Consider the following 24,960-nt stretch of genomic DNA (forward strand, 5'->3'; position numbering starts at 1 on the left):
TTGAATTTAATCAATGATAATAAGATAAACCTTGGTTCTACGTGGCGTGGATCAAGGTTTTTTTTGTGTTTGAAGAGGGAGTCACGCTTGTTGTCGTTTTTTGTCGGTAAGTCGATATATTTCGAAAATCGCTGATATAATTGGAGTTGCGCTGATATATTTTGAAAATCGCCGATATAATTTCATTTACCGAATCTAGATATAACTACCGGGAGAAGAGGGGATAAAAAAGCTTGGGCCGAAGCCCAAGCTTTTTTTACTTCATTATTTCTTTTCGTCTTTCTTAGCGTCAGCTTTTTTCTCTTCGAAAAGATCTTTTAAATCTTTATCGTCAACTTTTACGTCAGCTTTTTTGATTTCTTTCATCATAAGATCGTTCATAAATTGAGCATCTTGTGTTTTTTCTTGAACTAGTGATTTTTTAATATCAGCTTTTGCTTTATCGAAATTTGCATCTGCGTGATTATCAGTTACTTTGATGATATGGTAACCGAATTGTGTTTTTACAGGTTCGCTTACTTCACCTTTTTTCAACTTTTGAGCTGCTTCTTCAAATTCTTTTACCATTTTCCCTGGTCCGAAGAATCCTAAGTCGCCACCTTTTTCTTTTGAGCCTGTATCTTCAGAGTATTGTTTTGCTAATTCTTCGAAAGATTTACCTTGAGCAAGTTCATCTTTTACCTTTTTAGCAGTTTCTTCATCTTTTACAAGGATATGACTTGCTTTAATTTCTTTTTTATAATCCTCGAATTTTGCTTTTACATCTTTATCAGTAATCGATTGTTCAACCGCTTTTTCTTGAGCTAATTGAGCACGCACACTATTTTTAATAGTTTCTTCTTTAATACCTTGTTGTTTCATTAGTGTATCGAATTGATCACCGTATTGTTTTTTCATTTCATCGAACTTTTTGTCTACATCTTTGTCTTCAACTTTGTAGTTTTTAATAAGTACTTTTTCCATAACCATGTTGTTTAGTACTTGTTTACCAGCTTGTGTCTTCATTTGATCGTAGAATTCTTCTTTTGTAATGTCACCAGCTTTAGATGTAACAATTTTGTCTGATGATGATGTTCCACATGCTGATAATGCGATTACACTTGTTGCGGCTAAGGCAAGCATAGCTTTCTTCATTCAATAAACACTCCTACTATTATGTATTTTTAATTTATCCTACACCGATGAATTTTAGTTCATAAGAGCCCGATTAAGTCTCACTGATACTTTTGCTTTTTTATATTGGTAAAGCGCGCTTAACAGGGCTTACCGTGGCTGAGGATAAAGTTTTGATGAATGTTTTGTTCTATAGTATAAGCAATATGTACAAAATTTAATATATCATATTTCGAACCGTTTTCATATTGATAAAGAAAAATTAACCAGCACGTGTCAGATTTTGAAAGTGTGCCATATTGGGCGCATGCCGCATATACAGAATAGAGGAGGGGATGGGGATGAATTCTCAACTTATTTTATTACTTGTACTGTTTATTTTATTGGTTATTGTAGGTATAATTTGCTTATAGAGGAAAAAAGTGAGGAAGGGGCTTTCCTTCCTCACTTTCCATGAAATATAATTTCTATATAACTAGAAATTAATAAAATTGTTATACATACATTAATAACCCGAAAGACACCGGGCTGGCGGCTCGCAGCTATTTGTTTTCGTTCACACAGTGTATGTGTCATGAAATTCGTGTAAAATATAACAAGAAGTGCGAATGCGACAAAAACAACTGTTATAAGTGTCATGAGGCGAGACCTCCTTTTGGCTAAAATACATATACATATATTGTATCACACGATATTTTGTTCGTGTTACAAAATTCAGAAATAGAAGACTTTGTGTTAGAAAGTGAGGGAGAAAATGGACGTTGTTAGAAGATTAGAACAAGCTGAATACTATGTAGACCTATTATTTAAAATGATTGATGAAGAGAAGTGTCCATTTTATTCTTTGATCATAAAGAAAAAAGCTCGTAAAAAAGATATTGAACGTATACTAAATCTTTGTGAAAAACTGAACGAGCAATATGTAGTGGAGAAAGCAGAAGGGCTTCTTTTGTTCGATGCGCTGTTAGATCAATTTGAAAAAGCGCTTCCACATCAGCTCGAAGTACACGAAACTGCGGAAGCGCTAGCAAAACAAGGTTTATTTAAGCCGCTTATGAATGAATTCTTAAGCATGATTGCGAAAAAATAAATAGATTATTTCTTAACTAACTTTTGATCGGATTCTGTAAAGTTCTCTTCAATATCTTCTAATGATTTCTCAAAAATATCGATAAAGTCTTGTCCGTAAATATTACGCAGGATTGCAATCAGTTCGATATTTTCTGGGAACTTCCCATAAAAATTACGAAGTGCAAGAGCCCCATTAAACACTGAATTATTTTCAGGATCATACTCTTCCATTAAGCGAAGTAGTAATTCTTCCCCTTTGTCTGTAATTTCAATGTACGTATTTCGTTTATCATCTTCCTTTTTTGAGAATACAAGATAGCCGCGTTCTTCCAGCTTTTTCGAGAAGTTAAACGCTGTTGATACGTGCATAACTCCAAACTTAGCAATCTCAGAAATAGAAGCCCCTTTTAAATGATAAGCGATTGTTAAAATATGATGTTCATTAATATTTAAATCGTAAGGTTTAATCCACTGCTGCCAATCTTTCTCTACACATTTCCATAACGCTTTCGATAATTGAGCAATGCGTTGGCTGAAAATCATCGCTTCTTTTACCGAGTAATCTTTTTCTCCACTTTTCATTTACTCACCCACTTTAACATTCTTTTTTCATTACTATCTATTATGCCAGTAAAATAAAAATTAATAAAGTCTTTTTGTGAGAATTGTGAAAATTTTTCGGAAAAATGACATTCTATACAAATCATGCATAACTATGGAAGCGTTTTATGAGTCGTGAATACATACGTTGTCCTTACATGTTAAGTGATAACATATATTGTAAATGCATAAAAACACGGCATATCTATACGATATGCCGTGTCAAGGTCAATTTATATAAAAAATATTTGTTATATGCAAAAAACTAAGCAGGAATTTGTTTACGCTTTTTCTGGAACAGCTTCTTGTAGTTTCTCAATTGACTTTTGGATGTCCAAAATTTCTTTCTCAATATGGCGCTTGTTTTGAGAAATATCTTGCTTCCAGTTAGAAAGCGTGTCTTGCATGTCATCTTTTAATTCTTGAAACACTTCTTTACCTTCTGAAGCAGTTTCAATAATTTGACGCTTTAATAATTTCGTATCAGCTGTAATATCAGCTAAAGTCTTTTTAATATCATTTCCTTTTTCTTTTAACTTGCCTCGCATGTCTTTACCAGAAGAAGGAGTTGAGAAAAGAACAGCTAGTCCAGCAACTGCTCCGCCGCAAATAACACCTGTAATAAAGGATTTAGCTTTTGACATAAAAGGAGACCTCCTTATTTTTTGTTCGTATTCATGATGGGAAAAATATGCATATCTTTCTTATATGTGCTATGCACAAACAATCATCCCTGAGCATTTTAAGTAAAGAAACAAGCCATGCGGAATTTGATGACTTCAGGGAAGTGGCTTGTTATGTATTACGCCTTCTTATAGTGTCATTATTTCACACTATTTGCAATTGTACTTGCGATGTTTTGTAAATTTTCCATAGTGTATTCATTTTGATGTGATTTCCAAACAGCACCGAAACCATCTTTTTCACCGTAGCGTGGAATTAAATGAAGGTGGAAGTGGAACACAGTTTGTCCAGCTTTTTCACCGTTATTGTTAAGTAGGTTAAAGCCAACTGGATTAAACTCTGCTTTAATCGCATTTGCGATTTTTGGAACGACAGAAAAAATGTGTGATGCGATTTCTGGCGTTAACGCAAAAATGTCTTGTTTGTGAACTTTCGGAATAACAAGAGTATGTCCTTTTGTTACTTGACTAATATCTAAAAATGCAAGCACATGTTCATCTTCGTATACTTTTGAGCAAGGGATTTGCCCGTCAATGATTTTACAAAAAATACAATTGTCTGCTGTATGATTCATTGATCTCATCCTTTCAAATATCCTTAGCCGTATTTTACCATAATTACATAAGAGAACAAACACGAAAAACAGGAAGCTGACTCAGCTTCCTGTTTTCTGAAGAGGGATTGAAAAAGCATTATCGTAATTTACGTTTCGCAGACACCTCATTTATTTAAGAAATGCACGGTAAATCGGCTAAAGTTTCTGCCGTAGACACCCCATTTTCAAGTGAAATGAATTGCAATCTTTTTTAAAATGAAATTGTTTATTTTTTAAAACAGTATATGCTCTTTCAGAGACACCCCGTTTCGAAAATGAAACAAATGATCTGGTTATGTGTAAAGTTCATTGTCCAACTTGGACACCCCATTTCATGATGACTTCACTATGTTGTTGTACTCATCAATAGGTGGTTGCTTTTTCAATGTGTTCCTTCTTCAATAATTATGATGTCCGCTTTCGGAAAAATATATGCTAATAAATTTAAAAATTTTTTTTGAGTACATGGATACTATGTAGTACAGCATAATTTTTGGTAAGATGAATATAGAATGAATACTAATGAAGAAAGTGGTGTCGTATGAGCGAGTTATTGCGTGTAGAAAATGTTACAGGAGGATATACGAAACGACCTGTATTAAAAGACGTTTCGTTCTCTGTTAATAAAGGCGAACTTGTCGGCTTAATCGGTTTAAATGGAGCTGGTAAAAGTACGACGATTAAACATATTATCGGTTTAATGGAACCGAAAAAAGGAACTGTCACAATTAATGGGAAAACAATTCGTGATGATATGACAGCGTACCGTTCTAGCTTTTCATTCATTCCGGAAACGCCGGTATTATATGATGAATTAACGTTAGAAGAGCATTTGAAATTAACAGCTATGGCGTATGGCGTTGATGAAAAACAATATGAAGAACGTGTAGGACAACTACTACAAGAGTTTCGTATGAAAAATCGTTTAAAATGGTTTCCATCTCATTTCTCAAAAGGAATGAAACAAAAAGTAATGATTATGAGCGCATTTTTAGTGGAGCCATCTCTTTACATAGTAGATGAACCTTTCGTTGGATTAGATCCGTTAGCGATTCAATCCCTTCTTCAAATGATGGACCAAATGAAAAAGAGTGGTGCCGGTATTTTAATGAGCACACATATTTTAGCGACGGCAGAGCGTTATTGTGATTCGTTCATTATTTTGCATCAAGGTGAAGTAAGAGCGAAGGGAACATTATCTGAACTGCAATCACAGTTTAATATGCCAGGTGCAACGTTAGATGATATTTACATCGCGCTAACAAAGGAAGAAGATTATGAATAGCACAGCGTTATGGAAAGAACGATTTCGTCACTTTCTAAAAGAAGTTCGTACATATAGTAAATACGTATTTAATGATCATTTGAAATTTATTTTCGTGTTCATCATTGGTGCGGGAGCGTATTATTACCAGCAATGGTTACAAACGATAACACCTTCGTTTCCGGCGGCGCTCGTAATGGCAGTATTAATTGGACTCGTGTTAACGGCTGGATCCATTCAAACATTATTAAAAGAAGCGGATCTCGTTTACTTACTGCCAGTTGAAGAAAAGTTAAAACCTTACTTCACAAAGGCATTTCTTTTTACATTTATGATCCAGTTATACATAATCGCAATCGTAGCGGCAGCGCTTGCCCCGTTATACTTCCAGCAAATGAAGCAAACAGGAGCGGCTTACATATGGATCGTACTTGCATTTGTCATTGTAAAAGCGTGGAATTTATTTGTAGCGTGGGAAAAGTCATTTTTAACAGATCAAAATATACAAAGAGCGGATTGGTTCATTCGTTTTATCCTAAACGGTTTATTTGTATATTTCCTTGTAGAACGTACTTCAGTTCTTTTCATTGGTGGAATCGTCCTTCTCATGGTGTTATACCTTGCTATCATGCATCAAATGGTAAAGGGAAAGCCACTAAACTGGGAGTATTTAATTTCTGAAGAAGGTAAGAAGATGATGCTGCTGTACCGCATCGCGAACATGTTCGTTGATGTACCAGCATTAAAAGAAAGAGTAGCACGCAGAAAATGGCTCGATTTCATTCTTTCGATGATTGGTGAAAAGCGTACATATTTATACTTATATACGAGAACGTTTTTAAGATCAGGTAACTATTTTGGATTATATGTGCGTTTGCTCGCTCTTGGAGGAGTTATTTTGTACTTCATTCCGTTTTTATATGGACGATTTATCGTAAGCCTTATTTTCCTATACTTAATCGGTTATCAGCTCTTAACTTTATGGAAACATCACCGCATGAAGATTTGGCTTGATTTGTATCCGGTAGGGGGAGAAGAGAAGAAGAAAGACTTTCTTACTTTATTAAACGCGATTCTAATCATAGGGAGCGTAATCTTTACAGTTATATTTGCACTAGCAACGAAAGATTTCATGATGACAGGAATTTTACTTATCGTAAGCATATTATTTAGTATCGGTTTTGTTTACCAATACGGGGCGAAGCGCATTGAGCGTTTAAATTGAAAGGAATGAACCCATGATTACATACGAAGAGAAGGTTATAAAAGAATTGGAGCAGTGGAAAGCTACATTCATGAAAGATTCTTCTATGATGACACGGTTCTCCAAAAAAGTGCAGACGAAAGTGCAACAGCTCATTCCGGCGAAAGTACAAAAGGTACTAACAGAGACGATTCGTATGATGGTGCAAACGATCAGCGCCGGGTCAAACTTTATAAAGCCGAAGCTAAAAGAGACGACATGGTCATTGCAAAGACGAGACGATGAAGTACGTAAAAAAATGGATGAGTACAAAAAAATAGCAGCGGCAGAAGGAGCAGGGACGGGGGCTGGCGGTATTCTCCTCGGTCTTGCTGACTTTCCGCTTCTACTTACAATTAAAATTAAATTTTTATTCGATGCAGCAACGTTGTACGGATTTGATACGAGTAAACAAGAAGAGCGTCTTTTTATCCTTCACGTTTTCCAGCTCGCCTTTTCAAGTGACAATCACAGAAAAGAAATATGGAAAGCAATTGAAACGTGGGATACAGAAAAAGAAAATCATATGGACTGGGAAAAGTTCCAAACAGAATACCGAGACTATATCGATTTAGCAAAAATGCTTCAGCTCGTCCCGGTAATCGGTGCCCCAGTCGGCGCATATGCGAACTATCAATTGCTGCAAAGACTTGGAGAAGTGACGATGAATTGTTATCGTATGCGATTGCTGAATAGGGATTAAAAAGAAGGCGTCCTACATGTGTAACGTAGGACGCCTTTTCTTAGAAGCCAAGTCCGATATAGCTAACTCCAACTATAATCAATACGATAAAAAGTACAATGATTAATGAAAATCCGCTCTTACCAGCTTGTCCTGCTTCACCGCCGCCATTACCACCACTACCGCCATTACCACCAAGTCCCATATGATATCCTCCTTATTGTTATATGTTGCTTTTACTTTATAACTTTCTGTAATTTCCAATAAACACCTTCTAGAACGCTAACTAAATTGAAAATCATTTCGTTTTATTTTATAATTTACTTACCGACCGGTAAGTAAAAACAAGTGAGGTACAGTATGACGAAGAATTTACAAACATCGCAAAACATTGTAGAGGCATCATTTAAACTTATGGCAGAACACGGCATTGAGAAGATGAGTCTTTCCATGATTGCGAAAGAGGTAGGTATTTCAAAACCGGCTATTTATTATCATTTTTCTTCTAAAGAAGCGTTAATCGATTTTTTATTTGAAGAAATTTTCTCTGGATATCATTTCGTGAGTTATTTCGATAAAGAGCAATATACGAAAGAAAACTTTGCAGAAAAGTTAATTGCTGATGGTTTACATATGCTCTCTGAATATGAAGGGCAAGAAGGGATATTACGCGTTATCAACGAATTTATCGTAACTGCATCGCGAAATGAAAAGTATCAGAAACGCTTATTTGAAATACAAGAAGATTTCTTAAATGGTTTCCACGATTTATTGAAGAAAGGCGTAGAACTTGACGTAGTGTCACAACATGAAACGGAAGAAAATGCTCATACGCTAGCACTCGTGATCGATAATATGAGCAACTATATGCTCATGGGATTCCAGTTAAAGTATAAAGAAATTTGGATTCGAAATGTGAAAAACGTCATGAAGGAGGAGTAAAAATGAAAATGCAAAAAAACTGGTGGCTCGGTTTTCTTGGATTTATTGGGGTTTATAAAATACCAGGTATGATTGAAGCTTTTCAAGCGGATGGAAATTGGATGAAGTTAATCGGTTTCATTTGGCTACTTTGGTTCGGATATTTTATTCCTGAGAAGAAAGAAGATTAAATTTCAATTTTCTGTAAAGTTACGTAAAATATAGATTGAGAGAATTCATATATTAGATTACTAGATTTGGAGTGGTTACATGGATCCATTGAAAAATGAAATTCACCCTGACATGGTCAAGGTGTGGAAAGTTCGTGCTGTAATTGAAGAAGGGATCGGTATACTCGTTATTTTAGCTTACCTTTTCCTCATGATAAAGTTTGATTGGTGGGCGTGGATTTTGTATGTGATGATTGGGCTAACAGTTGTGTTCGCACCATTTGCGTACTTCTTATTCCCGAAACTACGTCAACGTTATTACAGCTACCAACTAAATGAAGAAGAACTTGAAATTCAGCATGGTCTTTTTGTCGTAAAGCGCGTATTAGTACCGATGATTCGTGTGCAGCACGTAACGATTGAACAAGGACCAATTATGAGAAAATATGGCTTAGCAGAATTACACATTTCAACGGCAGCAACTTCTCACAGCATCCCAGGCTTAACGATGTATGAAGCAGAAATGTTGAAAACGAAAATCGCAGAATTAGCGAAAGTGAGTGATGAGGATGTATAAGAGGCAGCATCCAATCACGATGTTATTAGAATTAAAAATAACAGATTTTATACCACTCATTATTTTCATGTTTAGCTTAAACGGAAAATTCCCGTTTTGGTATTTAATTCCTGCAGCATTTGGTTTACTCACCGTTTTTTCAGCATTTGAAAAATGGTATTACACAACATATTGGGTTGAAAATAACGTATTACATGTGAAAAAAGGTCTCTTCGTGAAAAAGGAAAGCTACTTAAATAAAGAACGTGTTCAAACGATTAATACAAGTTCTAACGTACTATATCAAATGCTCGGTTTGAAAAAAATTCAGATTGAAACAGCTGGTGGGGGCGATGAAGCAGAAGTTAGCTTAGCTGGTATTACGGCAGAAGAAGCGGCGGAGCTTATTGCTTTGCTAAATGAGCCAACTCCAGAAGTGAAAGCAGAAGGAACGTTAGACGAAGCAACAGAAAATGTAGTAGAAAAAGCAATTGTTACAGAGGAAAAACAAACGACAGAATATAAATTAACTTGGAAAGAGATTTTATTAGCATCTGTTACATCTGGTCAATTTGGACTATTATTCTCTTTAATCTTTTTCGTTTATCACCAAGTAGATAAGTACATTCCGAAATGGATAGAGAATGGCGTAAAGTCGTATGTAATGGAACATGATATATATGGCTGGATTTTCATGGTAGCCATTTTACTCGTTCTTTCTTGGATTATATCTACAATCGGTTACGCGTTAAAACATGGCGATTTCACAGTGAATCGAAGAAATGACGAAGTTCGCATTTCACAAGGATTACTTGAGAAAAAAGAGCTCGTACTAAAATTGCATCGTATTCAAGGTATTACGATAAAAGAAAGTATTTTACGCCAACCATTCGGTTATTGTGCTGTGCAAGTAGAAGTCATTCAAAGTAAAGGAATGGGTGACGAAAAAGAAAAGGTTACACTGCACCCAATCATTCGAAAAGATCGAGTACAACAGTTACTCGCCCATTTACAATTACCATACGAACTGAATGCAAACATTATTGCATTACCAAAAGCAGCATTGCGCCGCTATCTCATTGATAGTTTTATCTTCTTCGCAATGCTAGCAATCCCGCTTCTTGGAATAAGTATATACTCTGAAAAGCACTTCATCATGTGGGCATTAATTCCGCTCGCAATCCTTATCTTTACACTTGGATACGCAACATTTAAAACAAATGGTTACAGTGTTAACGGAGAACAAATTACACTTGTCTATCGTAGCGTCGGAAAATATACAGGACTTATTAGAAGAAGACATGTCCAATCAATGGAGAAGACACAATCATATTTTCAGCGCCGTGCGGATTTATGTACGTATAAGTTTTCGAGTGCATCATCTAGTTACAAAATAGAGCATACGAGAGTAGAAGATGCGGAGAGAATGCAGGATTGGTATAAGAAGAAGTTAAGTGAGAATTAACCAGAGAAAGCTTGCCTATTATGAAGGGCAAGCTTTTTTGTTATAGGGAAAAGAGTGGTTTAATCCATATATTAGTACAACTACAGTATATGAAAAAAGTAATTTGCTTCCATTTAATGAAAATCTATGGGGTTTTTGATATAAATGGTATACTAAAATATAAATAGTATTAGGAGGTTATATATGATAAGTCAGTTGAAAAGAGAAGCACTTGATGCATTAAAAGGAAGATGGGGATTAGCGGTAGGGGCAACCTTATTAATCGGGATCCTTATTGGAGCAGTTGAAATGCTAACCACAGGTATTTTTTCGATATTTTGGGGTTGGGAAGAAGCAAGTGATTCACTTACAGTAAGTATTATTGTAATGCTTGTTATTGGTCCATTAACAATAGGTGCCTATTATCTTGTTTTAAATGCAATTCGTGGGACTGATGCTCGCATTGGTCATATATTTAGATGGTTTAGCGATGGAAGTAAGTTGATGAAGTCGTTTTTAACATATTTACTAATGTATGTATACTTGACTCTATGGACATTACTTCTTATTATTCCAGGTATTATTAAATCATTTTCTTATTCTATGACATATTTTATTTTGAATGATCATCCAGAATATACAGCGAATCAAGCAATTACTGAGAGTCGTCATATGATGAATGGACATAAAATGGATTACTTTTTACTATGCTTAAGTTTCTTAGGCTGGTTCATATTAAGTATTCTTACTATAGGAATCGGTTTCTTATGGTTAGCACCTTATTTCTACGCGACATCAGCCGCATTTTATGAAGAGATTTCAAAAGAATATTATAAAAAAGAAGGCACTACTTTCTAATAAAACATATAAACTATCTACCCTAAAGAATGTAGGGAGCAGATAGCAGATGGTTTAGGTGTTTTGATATTTGTCCTATTTTCGGGATTCACTTCAGGATAAGGTATAGATTTTTATATAGAAATGCTTCCCTCTATGTTTTATCATAGAGGGTTATTTTTTTATGTGAAAATGATAGGAAATAATGAATAATATATGTAAAGAAAAAAGCGAGGTGAATGAGAGTGAGCAAATTTTTAATACCGTATTCATTTTCTATATTAAGTTTCTTTATTTCAGCAACAGCACTTGATTTATATGATAGGATGGGAAACAATAGTGAGCTGGTTTCGCCGAACATAATTGGAAAGATAATTCAATCTACTGCGCAAATGGGAGTCCTTACATTGTATTTCGGAGTACCTATTATTTTAGGTGGCTGTCTACTTGGTGAGCTATTGTTTAGAGGTATCATTTTACGATTTAAACTAAGCTATATTATATCTTTATTATTATATCTATTTTTAGCTTTTAGTATTGTTTTCGTAACGGTAGGCATTCCAACTACATATGAAGATTCTAATACATTTTTCATGGGGATAACTATGATTTGTGCTGTTACATTCTTTGTGAGTCGGAATATATGGGAAAACAAGTTAATAATGGAGTGACAAAATGAAATACACCTGTCCATGTTGCGGATATAAAGTTTCACTTTATTGGATCAGTTAGAAAACCGACTAGTGAAGATGTGAAGGATGCTAGTTGGCAGCGAATTTGTTAAGTAAAATGTTATTACTCAATTCAATGGGAGTAATAACATTTTTTATTTAGTGCTGAAAGAATTACTGCCGTCTTATAAAGTAATAAGAAGGACTAAATCGGTAAATTTTATTAATGGATATATTAGGAATGAATATGAAAGTATAGATGTATAGTCAATGTTGTGTATTTGATGTTATCATATTGAATGATATGGAAATTTTTAATAGAATAAGTAACTAAAAATTCAAAGGTAATGAAGCTTTTGTTGTATAAAGAAAATATTTAGTAGTAATCAACAATATTAAAAATAAGATTCGTATTTATATAAATTTAGTAGAAATGGGGTTTTAAAAAGGAATGAGTATAAGCATAACGCGGCAAAAGATTTTGGCGGCCGCTTCTCAAATTGTACAATGTAAAGGGGTTGCTAAATTAACTTTAGAAGCAGTGGCAAAAGAGGCGGGTTTAAGCAAAGGTGGATTATTGTATCACTTTTCAAATAAAGAAGCTTTAATAGAAGGTATGATAGTCCGAGGGGTAGAGGATTATGAAGGGGCCATTTACAATAAAGTAGCGGAAGACTCAGAGAGGAAAGGGAGATGGGTTCGCTCTTTTGTAGAGGAAAGATTAAGTAATGAGAGAAGAACAGAAGAGTTGTCTAGCAGTATGATGGCAGCACTCATGTTAAAACCTGAATTACTTGAGCCATTACAACAATCATTTCAGCAACTGCAAAAAAATATAGAAAATGATGAGATAGATTCAGTTTGTGCAACAATTATTAGATTAGCAGCAGATGGATTATGGTATTCGGAATATTTAGGGGTTGGAAGACTAAGCCCCGAGTTAAGAGAAAAAGTGATTCAAGCTCTTATTAGTAATTCATATAAATAGAATATACGAACTATATAATTTTAAAATGATTCACCATTGCTTCTTTAATGTAGTGGTGAATTATTTTTTTTATTAGAAAAATAGAACAATTTTATAGAGTATTGAATTATAACCGTCCAGACGGTATAGTAATATTTGGTTTAAGAGGAAAATGAAACAAAAAAAGAATAAAAGATATTTTTAGCACACTATTCGAAAGGATAGGCCGCAAAGCTTAGAGTCTACGGTAATACATATTGGTTACTAAGATCGTCTGGTTGCACATTTTTGATGCAACCGGACGGTCTTTTTTGTTATATAAATATAAAAAAATAGGAGGGAACTATGCAAATGAAAAGTACTAAAACACATATTTCAATGGTTTCATTAGTTTTTCTAGTATTATTTTCAGTGCTGAATGTGTGGGCTCCAGTTATTCAAGCTGCTGTGATGAAAAGTCCAGTGGACGAAATTAATATTTCCCGTACTGATGGCACGACATCTGAACCATATCAAGCCTCAGATGGTATGAAAGTAGAAGTGAAGTGGTCAGCTAAAGAAAAAATAAAAAGTGGAGATCAATTCACAATTGATATGCCAAAAGAGTTTCGAAAAGACCTTATGAATATGAGTTTTCCTTTAAAAGATGCTGAAGGAAAAACAGTTGGTACATGTGAGATGAAAAAGGGTCTATTAACGTGTACTATGGGTGATTACGTAGAAGGAAAGAATAACATTAAAGGTTCTTTATTCGTAGAATTCTACTTTGGTCTAGAAGCATATGATGGTGTTAAAGAAATTCCATTAGAATTTAACGTTGATGGTCAAATCGTAAATAAAGAAGTAAATGTAAGTAATACTACAGAGAGACCGAAGCCACAGCCCAATACAGATAATCTATTGAAATGGGGTTCTTATAATCAAGAAGATCCGTCCATTGCTGATTGGCTTGTATATGTAAATGCGACTGGAACAGAAATGCAAGATCTTAAATTAACAGATACATTAGGACCTGGGCATGAGTTAATTACAGACAGCGTAGTATTAGAAGAGGCTGTATTTGAAGATGGTTATGCACCAACAAATATTAAGCCAGCAGATTTATCTAACATTAAAATAAATGCAACAAAGGCTGGATTTACAATTGAATTTCCAGACAGTTCAAAAGGTTATATTTTAAGATATAAAACAAAGATTACTAATCCTGCTGCAAAGCCTCATAAAAATACTGTGAAATTAGAAGGTAAAAATATTAAAACTGAGGAAAAAGTAGGACAAGTATTTGTAAGTGGTGGAGGGGGAACCGGTTCAGGTGACGATAATCCACCTAGCATTGAAAAAAATATAGTTGATGAGAATGGCAAGCTTGTAGAGAATGAGCAGCTAACACAAATGAATCAAGTTATTCAATATCAAGTTGGTACACATATACCAAACGATCCTCCTAAATACACATCAATGGTAATTAGTGATGATTTAGAAGATGTTTTAGAAGTATTAGAGGCAAAAGTGTATGATCAAAATGGCCAAGATATTACTTCTAAAGGAACGCTAAAGATAGATAAACAAAGAAGTGAAGTAACATTTACGTTTGATGAGAATTTTGACTATAAGTCATATGAAGACCAGATAATTAATCTTAGTATCAAGGCGAAAATTAAAAATAATGCAGACTTATCTTCTTACGTAGATAAGAAGATTCCTAATAAAGCGGAATTACATTTTGATGATAAAACATTAACATCAAAAGAAGTAACTATTACACCGCCTGAAGCTCCAAAAGATGGTACAGTATCGCTTCATAAAATAGATTCTGAGAATCCGAACAAAGGGTTAAAAGGTGCCGAATTTGAAGTTCGAAATAGTGCAAATGAAGTTGTTGCAAAACTGACAACGGACGAAAAAGGTTTTTCAGTACCTCAAACTTTAGCTCCGGGGACGTATAAAGTTTATGAAACAGTAGCACCAGAAGGATATCAAAAATTAACAAGCCCAGTAGAGGTTACACTTCAAGCTGGAGAAACAAAAACAATTGAAATTAAAAATACTGTGCAAAAGGGTCAAATTGAAATAAAGAAAATTGATTCGGAAAATGGTGAAAAACCATTAGCAAATGCAGAGTTTGATATAGTAAAAGACGGTGTAGTAGTCGAACATATTGTTACAGATAAAGATGGTAAGGCAACCTCTAAACCGTTAGCACTAGGAAAATATATTTTAAAAGAAACGAAAGCACCTGAAGGATACCAATTAAAAGAAACAGAGTTCGAAGTAAATGTAACAGGGGACGGCATATTCCCAATACAAGTGGAAAATGCAATGGTTGACAAAGGTAATATAGAAATCACAAAAGTGGACAAAGAAAACGGGGCAGTATTAGCAGGTGTCGAATTTGAAGTCCAAGATGAGAAAGATGGAGTAGTAAGAAAAGTAGTAACAGATAAAGATGGAAAAGCAAACGTTTCAGATCTATCAGTAGGAAAGTACAAATTAGTAGAGACGAAAAGCTTACCAGGTTATAAAAAGCTAACAGAACCAGTGCCATTTGAAATTACAAAAGGTATGACAAAAGCTTTAGCAATAAAAGTAGAAAATGAGCAGTTAGACAAAGGCTCAGTAGAAATTACAAAAATAGATAAAGATAGCCAAAAAGTATTAGAAGGCGTAGTCTTCGAAGTGCAAGATGAGCAAGGCAAAGTAGTAACAGAAGTAAAAACAGATAAAGATGGTAAAGCAAAAATCTCTGATTTATCAGTAGGGAAGTACAAATTAGTAGAGACGAAAAGTTTACCTGGCTACAAAAAGCTAACAGAACCAGTATCATTCGAAATTACAAAAGGTATGACAACAGTCCTATCATTGAAAGTAGAAAATGAACAGTTAGATAAAGGTTCAGTAGAAATTACAAAAGTAGATAAAGACAACAAAAAAGCATTAAAAGGCGTAGTCTTTGAAGTGCAAGATGAAGCTGGAACAGTAGTAAAGGAAGTAAAAACAGATAAAGATGGTAAAGCAAAAATCTCAGATCTATCAGTAGGAAAGTACAAATTAGTAGAGAAAGAAAGTTTACCAGGCTATAAGAAACTAACAGATCCAGTATTATTTGAAATCAAAAAAGGCATGACTGAAGTTCTATCATTAAAAATAGAAAATGAAATGGTAGATACGGGAAATGTAGAGATAACAAAGATAGATAAAGATAATAAAGCACCGTTAGCGGGAGTAACATTCATCGTCCAAGATGAAAAGGGTAATGAAGTTACAAAAGTAACGACAGATAAAGATGGAAAAGCAAATGTTTCAGATTTACCTGTAGGAAAGTATGAATTAGTAGAGGTAGAAAGTTTACCTGGTTATAAAAAGCTAGAAAAACCAGTATCATTTGAAATCAAAAAAGGCATGACCGAGGTTCTATCATTAAAAGTAGAAAATGAAATGGTGGATACAGGGAATGTAGAGATAACAAAAATAGATAAAGATAGTAAAGCTCCATTAGAAAATGTTGTATTTGAAGTACGTGATTTAAAAGGAAAAGTAGTTGCAAAAGTAACGACGGATAAAGAAGGAAAAGCAAACGTTTCAGATTTATCTATCGGGAAGTATGAGTTGGTGGAAGTAGAAACACCGGCAGGATACAAACCACTAGAAAAGCCAATTTCATTCGAAATTGAAAAGGGTAGAGTAACAGCGCTAAAGCTAACAGTAGAAAATGAATTAGTGGATACAGGAAATGTAGAAATTACAAAAGTAGATAAAGAAAATAAAGATGCTTTAGCTGATGCAGTCTTTGAAATTCAAGATGAAGCAGGACAAGTAGTCGCTAAAATAACGACAGATAAAAAAGGACAAGCACAAGTTACTAATTTATCAGTCGGCACATACAAGTTAGTAGAAGTAAAAGCACCAAAAGGATATAAACAATTAGTAGATCCGATTACTTTCCAAATTGAAAAAGGCATGACAAAATCTCTTGCTTTAACAGTAGAAAACGAAATGTTAGACAAGGGAAATGTAGAAATCACAAAAGTAGATAAAGAGAGTCAAAAAGTATTAGAAGGCGTAGTCTTCGAAGTACAAGACGAACAAGGAAAAGTAGTAACGGAAGTAAAAACAGATAAAAATGGTAAAGCAAAAATCTCAGACTTATCTGTAGGAAAGTACAAATTAGTAGAGAAAGAAAGCTTACCAGGCTACAAACAATTAACAGAACCAGTATCGTTTGAAATCAAAAAGGGTATGACAAAAGTTTTATCATTGAAAGTAGAGAACGAACTGTTAGATAAAGGTTCAGTAGAGATTACAAAAGTAGACAAAGAAAGTGGCGCAGTATTAGCGGGCGTAACATTCGAAGTGCAAGATGAAAAAGATAAAGTAGTAACAAAAGTAACGACAGATAAAGAAGGAAAAGCAAAGATTGCTGATTTATCAGTAGGAAAATATAAGCTAGTAGAAGTAGAGAGCTTACCGGGATATAAAAAACTAGCGAAACCAGTATCATTTGAAATCAAAAAAGGTATGACAGAAGTCTTATCACTAAAAGTAGAGAATGAACTAGTAGATAAAGGTTCAGTAGAAATTACAAAAGTAGATAAAGATAGTCAAAAAGTATTAGAAGACGTAGTCTTCGAAGTGCAAGACGAACAAGGAAAAGTAGTAACGGAAGTAAAAACAGATAAAAATGGTAAAGCAAAAATCTCAGACTTATCTGTAGGAAAGTACAAATTAGTAGAGAAAGAAAGCTTACCAGGCTACAAAAAACTAACAGAGCCAGTATCATTCGAAATTAAAAAGGGTATGACAGAAGTCTTATCATTAAAAGTAGAGAATGAACAGTTAGACAAAGGTTCAGTAGAAATCACAAAAGTAGATAAAGATAGTCAAAAAGTATTAGAAGACGTAGTCTTCGAAGTGCAAGACGAACAAGGAAAAGTAGTAACGGAAGTAAAAACAGATAAAAATGGTAAAGCAAAAATCTCAGACTTATCTGTAGGAAAGTACAAATTAGTAGAGAAAGAAAGCTTACCAGGCTACAAAAAACTAACAGAGCCAGTATCATTCGAAATTAAAAAGGGTATGACAGAAATTCTATCATTAAACATAGAAAATGAAATGGTAGATACGGGAAATGTAGAAATTACAAAAATAGATAAAGATAATAAGGAACCGTTAGCAGGTGTAGTCTTTGAAGTTCAAGACGACAAAGGCAAGGTAGTAACGAAAGTAACGACAGATAAAGCTGGAAAAGCAACAGTTTCAGATTTATCAGTAGGAAAGTACAAGTTAGTAGAAGTAGAGAGTTTACCAGGCTACAAAAAATTAGAAAAGCCTGTACCATTTGAAATTAAAAAAGGTATGACAAAATCTTTAACGTTCACTGTAGAAAATGAAATGGTAGATACGGGGAATGTAGAAATCACAAAAATAGATAAAGACAGTAAAGCACCATTAGAAAATGTTGTATTTGAAGTACGTGACTCAAAAGGAAAAGTAGTTGCAAAAGTAACAACGGATAAAGAAGGAAAAGCAAACGTTTCAGATTTATCTATTGGAAAGTATGAGTTAGTAGAAGTAGAAACACCAGCAGGCTACAAACCACTAGAAAAGCCAGTTTCATTCGAAATTACAAAAGGTATGATGAAAGTCTTATCATTGCAAGTAGAGAATAAACAGTTAGACAAAGGTTCAGTGGAGATTACAAAAATGGCCGCTGAAAGCAAGGAAGTCTTATCAGGAGCTGTGTTTGAGGTTCATGATGAAAAGGGAAAAGTAGTAGTGAAAGTAACAACAGATAAAGATGGAAAGGCAAAAATCACAGATCTATCTGTAGGTAACTACACACTAGTAGAAGTAGAAGCACCAAAAGGATATGAAAAATTAACTAATCCAATTCCATTTGAAATTACAAATGGAATGATAAATGCAGTTCAATTAGAAGTATTAAACAAATTGAATCATTTAGCGCCACCAGGCCCAGAAACACCAGATCCAGAAAAACCTGGAACACCAGATCCAGAAAAACCTGGAACACCAGATCCAGAAAAACCTGGAACACCAGATCCAGAAAAGCCTGGAACACCAGATCCAGAAAAGCCTGGAACACCGAATCCAGAGAAACTTGAAAAAGAATTACCGAAGACAGGGCAGAAAATGCCTGTGGAACCATATATGGGAGCACTTCTTGTAATGATGAGTTTTGGATTACTCATATTAGGTAGAAAACAGCAGAGATAATAAAGGTGAAAAGGTATCCTCAAAGTATTTGAGGATACCTTTTTTAGCATAAAAAAAAGCATCTAGCAAAAGTACTAGATGCAAATAAAAACACAAGGGAAGACAAAATTCTTCCCTTTTCCCGTATGTAATTATATCAAAAAATTTATAAAAAACTAGCTATATTTAAAATATAATTTTTAAAAAAGTTATATACATAAATAATTGCAATACGCGCAGTTTTATCTTTCTGAAAAATCTATTTCTTTATTTTTGAATATTAAGACTAATGTTGATAAATCTTCAGATAATTAGAAAAAATACCCGAAAGGATATATAATATTGCTTAATAAATAATTTTAATGAGTTGCGTATATTTCATTTGATGTATTAATTGAATATCATAATTTAAAATTTTATTAAGCAAGAATCTCGGTTACGTATTGCATTTCTAACATAGGGTGAGAAAGAAAAATACAATAGTGTGGAGGTTTTTATAATGACGTTTGTTCTTAGTAAAATGAGTGGCTTTAGCATAGAAGAAAAGGTACATGAATTTGAATCTAAAGGATTCCTTGAAATCTCAAATGAAATCTTTTTACAAGAGGAAGAGAATCATAGTTTATTAACACAAGCACAGTTAGATTATTATAATTTGGCAGATGATGCATACGGTGAATGTCGTGCTAGATCTTATTCAAGGTATATAAAGTATGTTGATTCACCAGATTATATTTTAGATAATAGTAATGATTACTTCCAATCTAAAGAATATAACTATGATGATGGCGGGAAAGTTAGACAGTTCAATAGCATAAATGATAGCTTTTTATGTAATCCTTTAATTCAAAATATCGTGCGCTTCGATACTGAATTTGCATTTAAAACAAATATAATAGATACAAGTAAAGACTTAATTATAGGTTTACATCAAGTAAGATATAAAGCTACTAAAGAAAGACCATCTTTTAGTTCACCTATTTGGTTACATAAAGATGATGAACCAGTAGTGTTTTTACACCTTATGAATTTAAGTAATACAGCTATTGGTGGAGATAATTTAATAGCTAATTCTCCTCGGGAAATTAATCAGTTTATAAGTTTGAAGGAGCCTTTAGAAACTTTAGTATTTGGACAAAAGGTCTTCCATGCCGTAACGCCACTTGGAACAGAATGTAGTACGGAGGCTTTTCGTGATATTTTATTAGTAACATTTTCTTATAAGGAGACAAAATGAGAGAGAATAAAATAATTATGATTTCTGGAGCCAATAGCGGTATAGGTCATGCTTGTATAAAATACTTTTTAGAAAAATCATTTCATGTAATAGCGCTTGATATTAATAATAATAACTTAATAGATTATATGAAAACAGATATGCCTTTGAAAGTAGTGCAAATTGATTTAAGTAATAGCGAAGCGATTCATAATCTTTTTACTCAATTAGATTTAGAAAAGCTTTCTCCTGATATATTAATAAATGCAGCTGGTATTCGAGAGATAACACCTGTTTTACATTTATCCGATGATATGTTTAAAAAAGTAATTGATGTAAATTTAGTAGCCCCATTTATCCTTTCTAGGGAAGTAGCTAAGCGATGGTGTGAATCGAAAATAAAAGGTTGTATTGTGAATATAGCATCGGTTTCTGGATTAATGGCTGAACCAGAGCGAGCTGCTTATGTTGCATCAAAGCATGCTTTAATCGGATTGACTAAACAGATGGCTATGGAATTTGGAAAGCAAAATATAAGGGTAAATAGCATTTCTCCCGGTGTTATTAGAACTGAACTTACAGAAGAATACTTTAGTAATACAGCCTTGATGTCTATGATAAAAAGTAATCAATCTTTAGATACTTGGGGGGTGCCGCAGGATATTGTTTCATGTATTGAGTACTTGATTTCTGATCAGGCCCGCTTTATTACTGGTTCTAATTTTGTAATTGATGGTGGTTGGACTGCTGGGAAAAATTTATAATTGAGTGTTTTTGAGGAAAAGCACCTGTCCTTTTTTAGGCTGGTGTTTTTCTCACTATAAACCGAGTTTTTATTGGAGGGGGATTAATTTGCTTCAAAAAAGTTTTAAGCAAGAGAAAACGGTACCGGCTTTAAAGATGATAGCATCAATGGTTATCTTTGGATCAGTTGGATTTTTTTCAGTTCAAACAAACTTACCTTCGTTTGAATTAGTGTTTGTAAGGTGTATTTTTGCGACAATATTTTTAAGTGTATGCTGGTTGCTTACAGGGCAATATAAACAAGATAAATGGGAACGAAAAGAAGTTATTCAAGTTTTAATATGTGGCTTTTTCTTAGTATTTAATTGGGTTTTCTTATTTAAAGCCTTTGAAAATATGTCAGTTACAATTGCTATCTCGGTTTATCATCTTGCACCAGTAATTGTACTGTTAATTGGAAGTATCGTCTTTAAAGAAAAATTAACATTAATATCTATCATTTCAATAGTTGTGTGTTTTGCAGGAGCTTTATTAATTGCTGGTATCGATGGAAGTTTCTCCGTCGGTTCATTAATGTCTTCAGGTATGATATGGGGATTTCTTGCAGCTCTCTTTTATGCATTTACAACTTTATTTGGTAAAGGGATTAACAAAATGAGTGCGTATGCAATGACATTTTTACAAACATTCCTGGGGATATTTCTTTTAATACCATTTATAGATTTAGATGCTTTTAGTGGCCTCACTCAAAGTAATTGGACATATATTATAGCTACTGGTTTTATTCACACAGGGATAGTATATTATCTGTTTTTTGATAGTTTACGCTATTTATCTACAAAAACAATCTCAATATTAGTTTTTTTGGATCCGGCAGTGGCAATATTATTAGATACTGTACTTACTGGATTCCGTCCAACTTTAATGCAAATAACAGGAATTCTTTTTATTTTTATTGGTATGACTTTAACATTAAAAAAATCTAAAGATAAAAAACTGAGCCAAAAAGAAAAGCGAATTGAAAGCGATGCTAGTATATCTCAACAATGATGAAATATATTGTGTATAAAACGATAAACCTTGCATGAATCATGTAAGGTTTATTTTAGTTCAATATAATTCATATGTATAATATATAATTTTCAAAACTGAGGTGTGTGTTTCTTTAATATGCTTTTAATTCATATATTTTTATTTGACTATAAATTTACAAAAATGTATATAAAATCTTATTTTTTGATAATATATAAGTAATAAATTTATAGAATTGGAGTGATGAGATGCAGCCATTAGAAAGGGAGATTCATTCTAATATGCTGAAAGTGTGGCGAATGCACGCTTTAATTGGGACGGCAGTTATACTAACAGTCGTAATTGCGTATTTCTTTTTTATGATTAACTTTAACTGGTGGGGCTGGTTGTTTGGACTATTAGTAACAGGAGCTATTACATTTATTCCCCTTGATTATTTTGTGTTTCCAAATTTACGTCAGCGCTATTATAGTTACAGATTAAATGAAGAAGAGATTGAGATTCAAAAGGGAATGTTCGTTGTAAAACGCGTACTTATTCCGATGATCCGTGTGCAACACGTAACGATTGAGCAAGGGCCGATCATGAGAAAGTATAATTTAGCAGAATTACACATTTCAACAGCCGCAACTTCTCATAGTATTCCAGGTTTAACGAAAGAAGAAGCAGAACAGCTAAAAAGACAAATTGGAGAACTTGCGAAAGTGAGTGATAAGGATGTATAAGAGGCAACATCCGATTACGATATTGTTAGGTATTAGAGTTGCGAGTTTGTTGCCTCTTATCATTCTTGTTTTATTTAAACCTGATGAACAAGTGGAACCTTGGTATTTATTTTATCTTTTTCTTCTGGTTGTTTTATTCATCATGGCTATTTTTTCAGCAATTAAATGGTATTTTAAAGTGTACTGGATTGAGAATAATATTTTACATATAAAGCACGGTGTTTTTGTAAAGAAGGAAAGTTATTTAAATAAAGAACGTGTGCAAAATGTTAGTACGTCTTCTAACGTCATTTATCAGATGCTTGGGCTTATGAAGTTAAATATAGAAGTAGCGGGTGGTGGTAGTGAACCAGAAGTGATGTTGGCTGGTATTAAAGAAGACGAGGCAAAACATTTAATCTCTTTATTACATAAGAAAGAAACTACTGTAAAAGAAGAAATAGAAGAGGAAGAAAGCAAGACGGTTTATCAGTTAACAGCGAAAGAGGTTTTAGCAGCAGCGATTACATCTGGTCGGTTCGGACTAGTGTTTTCTGGACTGGTACTTCTTTACACAAAGTTTGATTTTGTTCTTCCTGAAGGATTCACAAGTAAAGTAGAAGCGTATGTGATGGGAAACGGTGTTTATAAACTAATTGTAATAGCATTAATTTTAATGGCAATTTCATGGATTATTTCCACGGCTGGATATGTGTTGAAATATGCAAACTTTAAAATTGAGCGAAAAGGGGAAGAAATTCGTATCGTTCAAGGGTTATTTGAAAAGAAAGAGTTTGTCTTAAAATTGCACCGAATTCAAGCGATTACTGTAAAAGAATGTATGCTTCGCCAGCCATTTGGTTATTGCGCTGTTGAAGTGGAAGCAATTCACAGTATTGGAGCAGCAAGTAATGAAGTGATGCTGCATCCTTTTATGAAGAAAAAAGATGTACAGCACCTGCTCACATATTTAGAGTTACCTTATGAAATTGAAGCGGAGATCGCTCACTTACCAAAAACAGCGTTGCGTCGTTATTTCATTATGGGCTGGTTAATAAGTATCATACTCACAGTTCTAATTGCTAGCGTGAGTATATATTTAAAACAATATATTGCGTTTTTTTATTTTACCGTTATTTATCGTGTTTTCGTTACTTGCGTATGCTAGATATAAAAGTGGCGGTTATGAATTAAGAGAAAATCAACTAACGGTTGTATATCGTAATTTTTCGAAATATACAGGAATAATGCGAAGAAGACATGTTCAAGCAGTAGGTTATAATCAATCGTATTTTCAAAGAAAGGATGAATTATGTACAACTCTTGTAGCGATAGCTGGGCGAGGTTATGAAGTAAAGCATATGAGAAAAAAAGATTCACTTCGTATATATAATTGGTACAAAGAAAAAGGAAACACCGGTGTGTAATGGTGTTTCCTTTTTGTGTCATGATTTGTCGATAAGTCGATATATTCGAAGAATCGCTGATATAATTCGAGTTGCGCTGATATATTCAGAAAAACGCTGATATAATTCGAGTTGCGCTGATATATTCGAAAAATCGCCGATATAATTTCACATACCGCGGTTTCCGAACTCCAAACTCAAAAAAATTAAACTAATACATCAAAAGTAGTCACAAAAGAAGGGCGAGAGAAAATACTTTTCTGCTGTTCCGCATGTGGATGCGCCTGAGCCTGAGCTTGTCCTTCTGCTTGTGCAGGGCGTTTTTTATGAGCGTTTTCGAATGAACGTGATTCTGTCCAATCTTTAAAGTTTTGCTCTGTTTCCCACATCGTTAAGATGACATATGTATCGTTACTTAATGGGCGTAGAACGCGGATTGCTTGGAATCCTGGTTCGTTTTCGATAAGGCCTGCGCGGTTTTTAAAACGGTTTTCAAATACTGGGCGACCTTCGTCTGTTACAGAAATGTTGTTACAAACGATGTAGCCAGGTTGTCCTTTAAATTCTCCAACAGCGTCTAGTACGTCATATTGAAGTGCTGATTCTACTGATTCTTCTGTATTTTCTTTATAAAACATATCTTTTTCATTATTTTTTGCAGTGAAATGTGCTTGTTCTAGAGGTGTTTCGTATGAAATAATAGCCTTCATTTTAATGCCCCCTTACTAGTTTGTTTCTATTATATCAACTCTCTTAAAAAACTTCGAAGATTATATACATAAAGATACTTCTTTTTCAAATAATAAATGTACCATCATTTGGAAAGAAGG

At 33.9% G+C, this 24,960-nt stretch carries 23 protein-coding genes, 1 pseudogene and 1 riboswitch; of the genes and pseudogenes, 17 read left to right on the plus strand and 7 right to left on the minus strand.

The window, feature by feature from the left end; all coding sequences use genetic code 11:
- Nucleotides 1-264: 264 nt before the first annotated feature.
- A complete protein-coding gene (gene prsA / locus ACTFRY_RS09765) occupies nt 265-1,134 on the minus strand; it encodes a peptidylprolyl isomerase PrsA (RefSeq protein WP_000710063.1) in 870 nt (289 codons plus the stop codon).
- A gap of 423 nt (nt 1,135-1,557) precedes the next feature.
- A complete protein-coding gene (locus tag ACTFRY_RS09770) occupies nt 1,558-1,752 on the minus strand; it encodes a hypothetical protein (RefSeq protein ID WP_000172690.1) in 195 nt (64 codons plus the stop codon).
- Between the two features lie 115 nt (nt 1,753-1,867).
- Between ACTFRY_RS09770 and ACTFRY_RS09775 the strand changes: the two genes are divergently transcribed.
- Nucleotides 1,868-2,203: a DUF1878 family protein gene (locus tag ACTFRY_RS09775; RefSeq protein WP_000383655.1), complete on the plus strand. Its 336-nt coding sequence runs from the start codon at nt 1,868-1,870 to the stop codon at nt 2,201-2,203.
- 5 nt (nt 2,204-2,208) lie between these two features.
- On the opposite strand, the gene ACTFRY_RS09780 is transcribed toward ACTFRY_RS09775, so the two are convergent.
- From ACTFRY_RS09780 to ACTFRY_RS09790, 3 genes are all read right to left on the minus strand, one after another.
- Nucleotides 2,209-2,766: an HTH-type transcriptional regulator Hpr gene (locus tag ACTFRY_RS09780; protein WP_000834924.1), complete on the minus strand. Its 558-nt coding sequence runs from the start codon at nt 2,764-2,766 to the stop codon at nt 2,209-2,211.
- A 299-nt stretch (nt 2,767-3,065) separates the two neighbouring features.
- Nucleotides 3,066-3,428, minus strand: a complete 363-nt coding sequence (locus tag ACTFRY_RS09785) for a YtxH domain-containing protein (RefSeq protein WP_000030299.1) — start codon at nt 3,426-3,428, stop codon at nt 3,066-3,068.
- A 179-nt stretch (nt 3,429-3,607) separates the two neighbouring features.
- A complete protein-coding gene (locus ACTFRY_RS09790; protein ID WP_001016835.1) occupies nt 3,608-4,042 on the minus strand; it encodes an HIT family protein in 435 nt (144 codons plus the stop codon).
- Nucleotides 4,043-4,604: 562 nt separating this feature from the next.
- On the opposite strand from ACTFRY_RS09790, the gene ecsA reads away from it, so the two are divergent.
- The 3 genes from ecsA to ecsC are packed head-to-tail and all read left to right on the plus strand — an operon-like array spanning nt 4,605 to nt 7,273.
- On the plus strand, nt 4,605-5,348 hold the full coding sequence (ecsA, locus tag ACTFRY_RS09795) for an ABC transporter ATP-binding protein EcsA (RefSeq protein WP_001292603.1): 744 nt from the start codon (nt 4,605-4,607) through the stop codon (nt 5,346-5,348).
- Nucleotides 5,341-6,552, plus strand: a complete 1,212-nt coding sequence (ecsB, locus tag ACTFRY_RS09800) for an ABC transporter permease EcsB (protein WP_001089099.1) — start codon at nt 5,341-5,343, stop codon at nt 6,550-6,552. The genes ecsA and ecsB overlap by 8 nt, the downstream gene beginning before the upstream one ends.
- A 13-nt stretch (nt 6,553-6,565) precedes the next feature.
- Complete coding sequence (gene ecsC / locus ACTFRY_RS09805) at nt 6,566-7,273, plus strand: ecs operon protein EcsC (RefSeq protein ID WP_000634143.1); 708 nt, start codon at nt 6,566-6,568, stop codon at nt 7,271-7,273.
- 40 nt (nt 7,274-7,313) lie between these two features.
- Here ecsC and ACTFRY_RS09810 read toward each other — a convergent pair whose 3' ends face one another.
- A complete protein-coding gene (locus ACTFRY_RS09810; protein ID WP_000522760.1) occupies nt 7,314-7,457 on the minus strand; it encodes a YjcZ family sporulation protein in 144 nt (47 codons plus the stop codon).
- 155 nt (nt 7,458-7,612) lie between these two features.
- On the opposite strand from ACTFRY_RS09810, the gene ACTFRY_RS09815 reads away from it, so the two are divergent.
- From ACTFRY_RS09815 to ACTFRY_RS09875, 13 genes and pseudogenes are all read left to right on the plus strand, one after another.
- Nucleotides 7,613-8,194 carry a TetR/AcrR family transcriptional regulator gene (locus ACTFRY_RS09815; protein ID WP_000164831.1) on the plus strand — a complete coding sequence of 194 codons (582 nt, stop codon included), beginning with the start codon at nt 7,613-7,615 and terminating at the stop codon, nt 8,192-8,194.
- A 2-nt stretch (nt 8,195-8,196) separates the two neighbouring features.
- Complete coding sequence (locus tag ACTFRY_RS09820) at nt 8,197-8,364, plus strand: hypothetical protein (protein ID WP_000783813.1); 168 nt, start codon at nt 8,197-8,199, stop codon at nt 8,362-8,364.
- A gap of 79 nt (nt 8,365-8,443) precedes the next feature.
- Entirely contained in the window at nt 8,444-8,920 is a 477-nt protein-coding gene (locus tag ACTFRY_RS09825; protein ID WP_000371357.1) for a PH domain-containing protein, read from the plus strand.
- Nucleotides 8,913-10,364 carry a PH domain-containing protein gene (locus tag ACTFRY_RS09830; RefSeq protein ID WP_098389533.1) on the plus strand — a complete coding sequence of 484 codons (1,452 nt, stop codon included), beginning with the start codon at nt 8,913-8,915 and terminating at the stop codon, nt 10,362-10,364. The genes ACTFRY_RS09825 and ACTFRY_RS09830 overlap by 8 nt, the downstream gene beginning before the upstream one ends.
- Nucleotides 10,365-10,547: 183 nt before the next feature.
- Nucleotides 10,548-11,201, plus strand: coding sequence for a DUF975 family protein (locus tag ACTFRY_RS09835; protein WP_000625399.1), 654 nt, complete (start codon nt 10,548-10,550; stop codon nt 11,199-11,201).
- Between the two features lie 224 nt (nt 11,202-11,425).
- On the plus strand, nt 11,426-11,851 hold the full coding sequence (locus tag ACTFRY_RS09840) for a hypothetical protein (protein ID WP_170968652.1): 426 nt from the start codon (nt 11,426-11,428) through the stop codon (nt 11,849-11,851).
- A gap of 451 nt (nt 11,852-12,302) precedes the next feature.
- Complete coding sequence (locus ACTFRY_RS09845) at nt 12,303-12,839, plus strand: TetR/AcrR family transcriptional regulator (protein WP_000028010.1); 537 nt, start codon at nt 12,303-12,305, stop codon at nt 12,837-12,839.
- Nucleotides 12,840-13,011: 172 nt separating this feature from the next.
- Nucleotides 13,012-13,104: riboswitch (cyclic di-GMP riboswitch) on the plus strand.
- 59 nt (nt 13,105-13,163) lie between these two features.
- A complete protein-coding gene (locus ACTFRY_RS09850) occupies nt 13,164-19,049 on the plus strand; it encodes a SpaA isopeptide-forming pilin-related protein (protein WP_350369309.1) in 5,886 nt (1,961 codons plus the stop codon).
- 478 nt (nt 19,050-19,527) lie between these two features.
- Complete coding sequence (locus ACTFRY_RS09855) at nt 19,528-20,265, plus strand: 2OG-Fe dioxygenase family protein (RefSeq protein ID WP_136986555.1); 738 nt, start codon at nt 19,528-19,530, stop codon at nt 20,263-20,265.
- On the plus strand, nt 20,262-21,008 hold the full coding sequence (locus ACTFRY_RS09860; protein WP_001208942.1) for an SDR family NAD(P)-dependent oxidoreductase: 747 nt from the start codon (nt 20,262-20,264) through the stop codon (nt 21,006-21,008). The genes ACTFRY_RS09855 and ACTFRY_RS09860 overlap by 4 nt, the downstream gene beginning before the upstream one ends.
- An 88-nt stretch (nt 21,009-21,096) precedes the next feature.
- Complete coding sequence (locus ACTFRY_RS09865; RefSeq protein ID WP_000939630.1) at nt 21,097-22,038, plus strand: DMT family transporter; 942 nt, start codon at nt 21,097-21,099, stop codon at nt 22,036-22,038.
- A gap of 230 nt (nt 22,039-22,268) precedes the next feature.
- On the plus strand, nt 22,269-22,745 hold the full coding sequence (locus ACTFRY_RS09870; protein WP_098616902.1) for a PH domain-containing protein: 477 nt from the start codon (nt 22,269-22,271) through the stop codon (nt 22,743-22,745).
- Nucleotides 22,738-24,151, plus strand: a pseudogene (locus ACTFRY_RS09875) (PH domain-containing protein). Before ACTFRY_RS09870 ends, ACTFRY_RS09875 begins: the two are co-directional and overlap by 8 nt.
- A gap of 185 nt (nt 24,152-24,336) precedes the next feature.
- Here the strand turns inward: ACTFRY_RS09875 and hmoB are convergent.
- Nucleotides 24,337-24,840 carry a heme-degrading monooxygenase HmoB gene (hmoB, locus tag ACTFRY_RS09880; RefSeq protein ID WP_000644084.1) on the minus strand — a complete coding sequence of 168 codons (504 nt, stop codon included), beginning with the start codon at nt 24,838-24,840 and terminating at the stop codon, nt 24,337-24,339.
- Between the last annotated feature and the right edge of the window lie 120 nt (nt 24,841-24,960).

The organism is Bacillus cereus group sp. MYBK195-1 (genome assembly GCF_051916605.1).
Classification (GTDB): domain Bacteria; phylum Bacillota; class Bacilli; order Bacillales; family Bacillaceae_G; genus Bacillus_A; species Bacillus_A cereus.

Bases quoted from the DNA above. Each gene is read 5' to 3' on its own strand.
- ACTFRY_RS09815 (WP_000164831.1), top strand. From the start codon at position 7,613: ATGACGAAGAATTTACAAACATCGCAAAACATTGTAGAGGCATCATTT.
- ACTFRY_RS09850 (WP_350369309.1), top strand. From the start codon at position 13,164: ATGCAAATGAAAAGTACTAAAACACATATTTCAATGGTTTCATTAGTT.
- ACTFRY_RS09835 (WP_000625399.1), top strand. From the start codon at position 10,548: ATGATAAGTCAGTTGAAAAGAGAAGCACTTGATGCATTAAAAGGAAGA.
- prsA (WP_000710063.1), bottom strand. From the start codon at position 1,134: ATGAAGAAAGCTATGCTTGCCTTAGCCGCAACAAGTGTAATCGCATTA.
- ACTFRY_RS09855 (WP_136986555.1), top strand. From the start codon at position 19,528: ATGACGTTTGTTCTTAGTAAAATGAGTGGCTTTAGCATAGAAGAAAAG.
- ACTFRY_RS09775 (WP_000383655.1), top strand. From the start codon at position 1,868: ATGGACGTTGTTAGAAGATTAGAACAAGCTGAATACTATGTAGACCTA.
- ecsA (WP_001292603.1), top strand. From the start codon at position 4,605: ATGAGCGAGTTATTGCGTGTAGAAAATGTTACAGGAGGATATACGAAA.
- ecsB (WP_001089099.1), top strand. From the start codon at position 5,341: ATGAATAGCACAGCGTTATGGAAAGAACGATTTCGTCACTTTCTAAAA.
- ACTFRY_RS09860 (WP_001208942.1), top strand. From the start codon at position 20,262: ATGAGAGAGAATAAAATAATTATGATTTCTGGAGCCAATAGCGGTATA.
- ACTFRY_RS09785 (WP_000030299.1), bottom strand. From the start codon at position 3,428: ATGTCAAAAGCTAAATCCTTTATTACAGGTGTTATTTGCGGCGGAGCA.
- ACTFRY_RS09870 (WP_098616902.1), top strand. From the start codon at position 22,269: ATGCAGCCATTAGAAAGGGAGATTCATTCTAATATGCTGAAAGTGTGG.
- ACTFRY_RS09770 (WP_000172690.1), bottom strand. From the start codon at position 1,752: ATGACACTTATAACAGTTGTTTTTGTCGCATTCGCACTTCTTGTTATA.
- ACTFRY_RS09820 (WP_000783813.1), top strand. From the start codon at position 8,197: ATGAAAATGCAAAAAAACTGGTGGCTCGGTTTTCTTGGATTTATTGGG.
- hmoB (WP_000644084.1), bottom strand. From the start codon at position 24,840: ATGAAGGCTATTATTTCATACGAAACACCTCTAGAACAAGCACATTTC.
- ecsC (WP_000634143.1), top strand. From the start codon at position 6,566: ATGATTACATACGAAGAGAAGGTTATAAAAGAATTGGAGCAGTGGAAA.
- ACTFRY_RS09845 (WP_000028010.1), top strand. From the start codon at position 12,303: ATGAGTATAAGCATAACGCGGCAAAAGATTTTGGCGGCCGCTTCTCAA.
- ACTFRY_RS09825 (WP_000371357.1), top strand. From the start codon at position 8,444: ATGGATCCATTGAAAAATGAAATTCACCCTGACATGGTCAAGGTGTGG.
- ACTFRY_RS09790 (WP_001016835.1), bottom strand. From the start codon at position 4,042: ATGAATCATACAGCAGACAATTGTATTTTTTGTAAAATCATTGACGGG.
- ACTFRY_RS09780 (WP_000834924.1), bottom strand. From the start codon at position 2,766: ATGAAAAGTGGAGAAAAAGATTACTCGGTAAAAGAAGCGATGATTTTC.
- ACTFRY_RS09810 (WP_000522760.1), bottom strand. From the start codon at position 7,457: ATGGGACTTGGTGGTAATGGCGGTAGTGGTGGTAATGGCGGCGGTGAA.
- ACTFRY_RS09830 (WP_098389533.1), top strand. From the start codon at position 8,913: ATGTATAAGAGGCAGCATCCAATCACGATGTTATTAGAATTAAAAATA.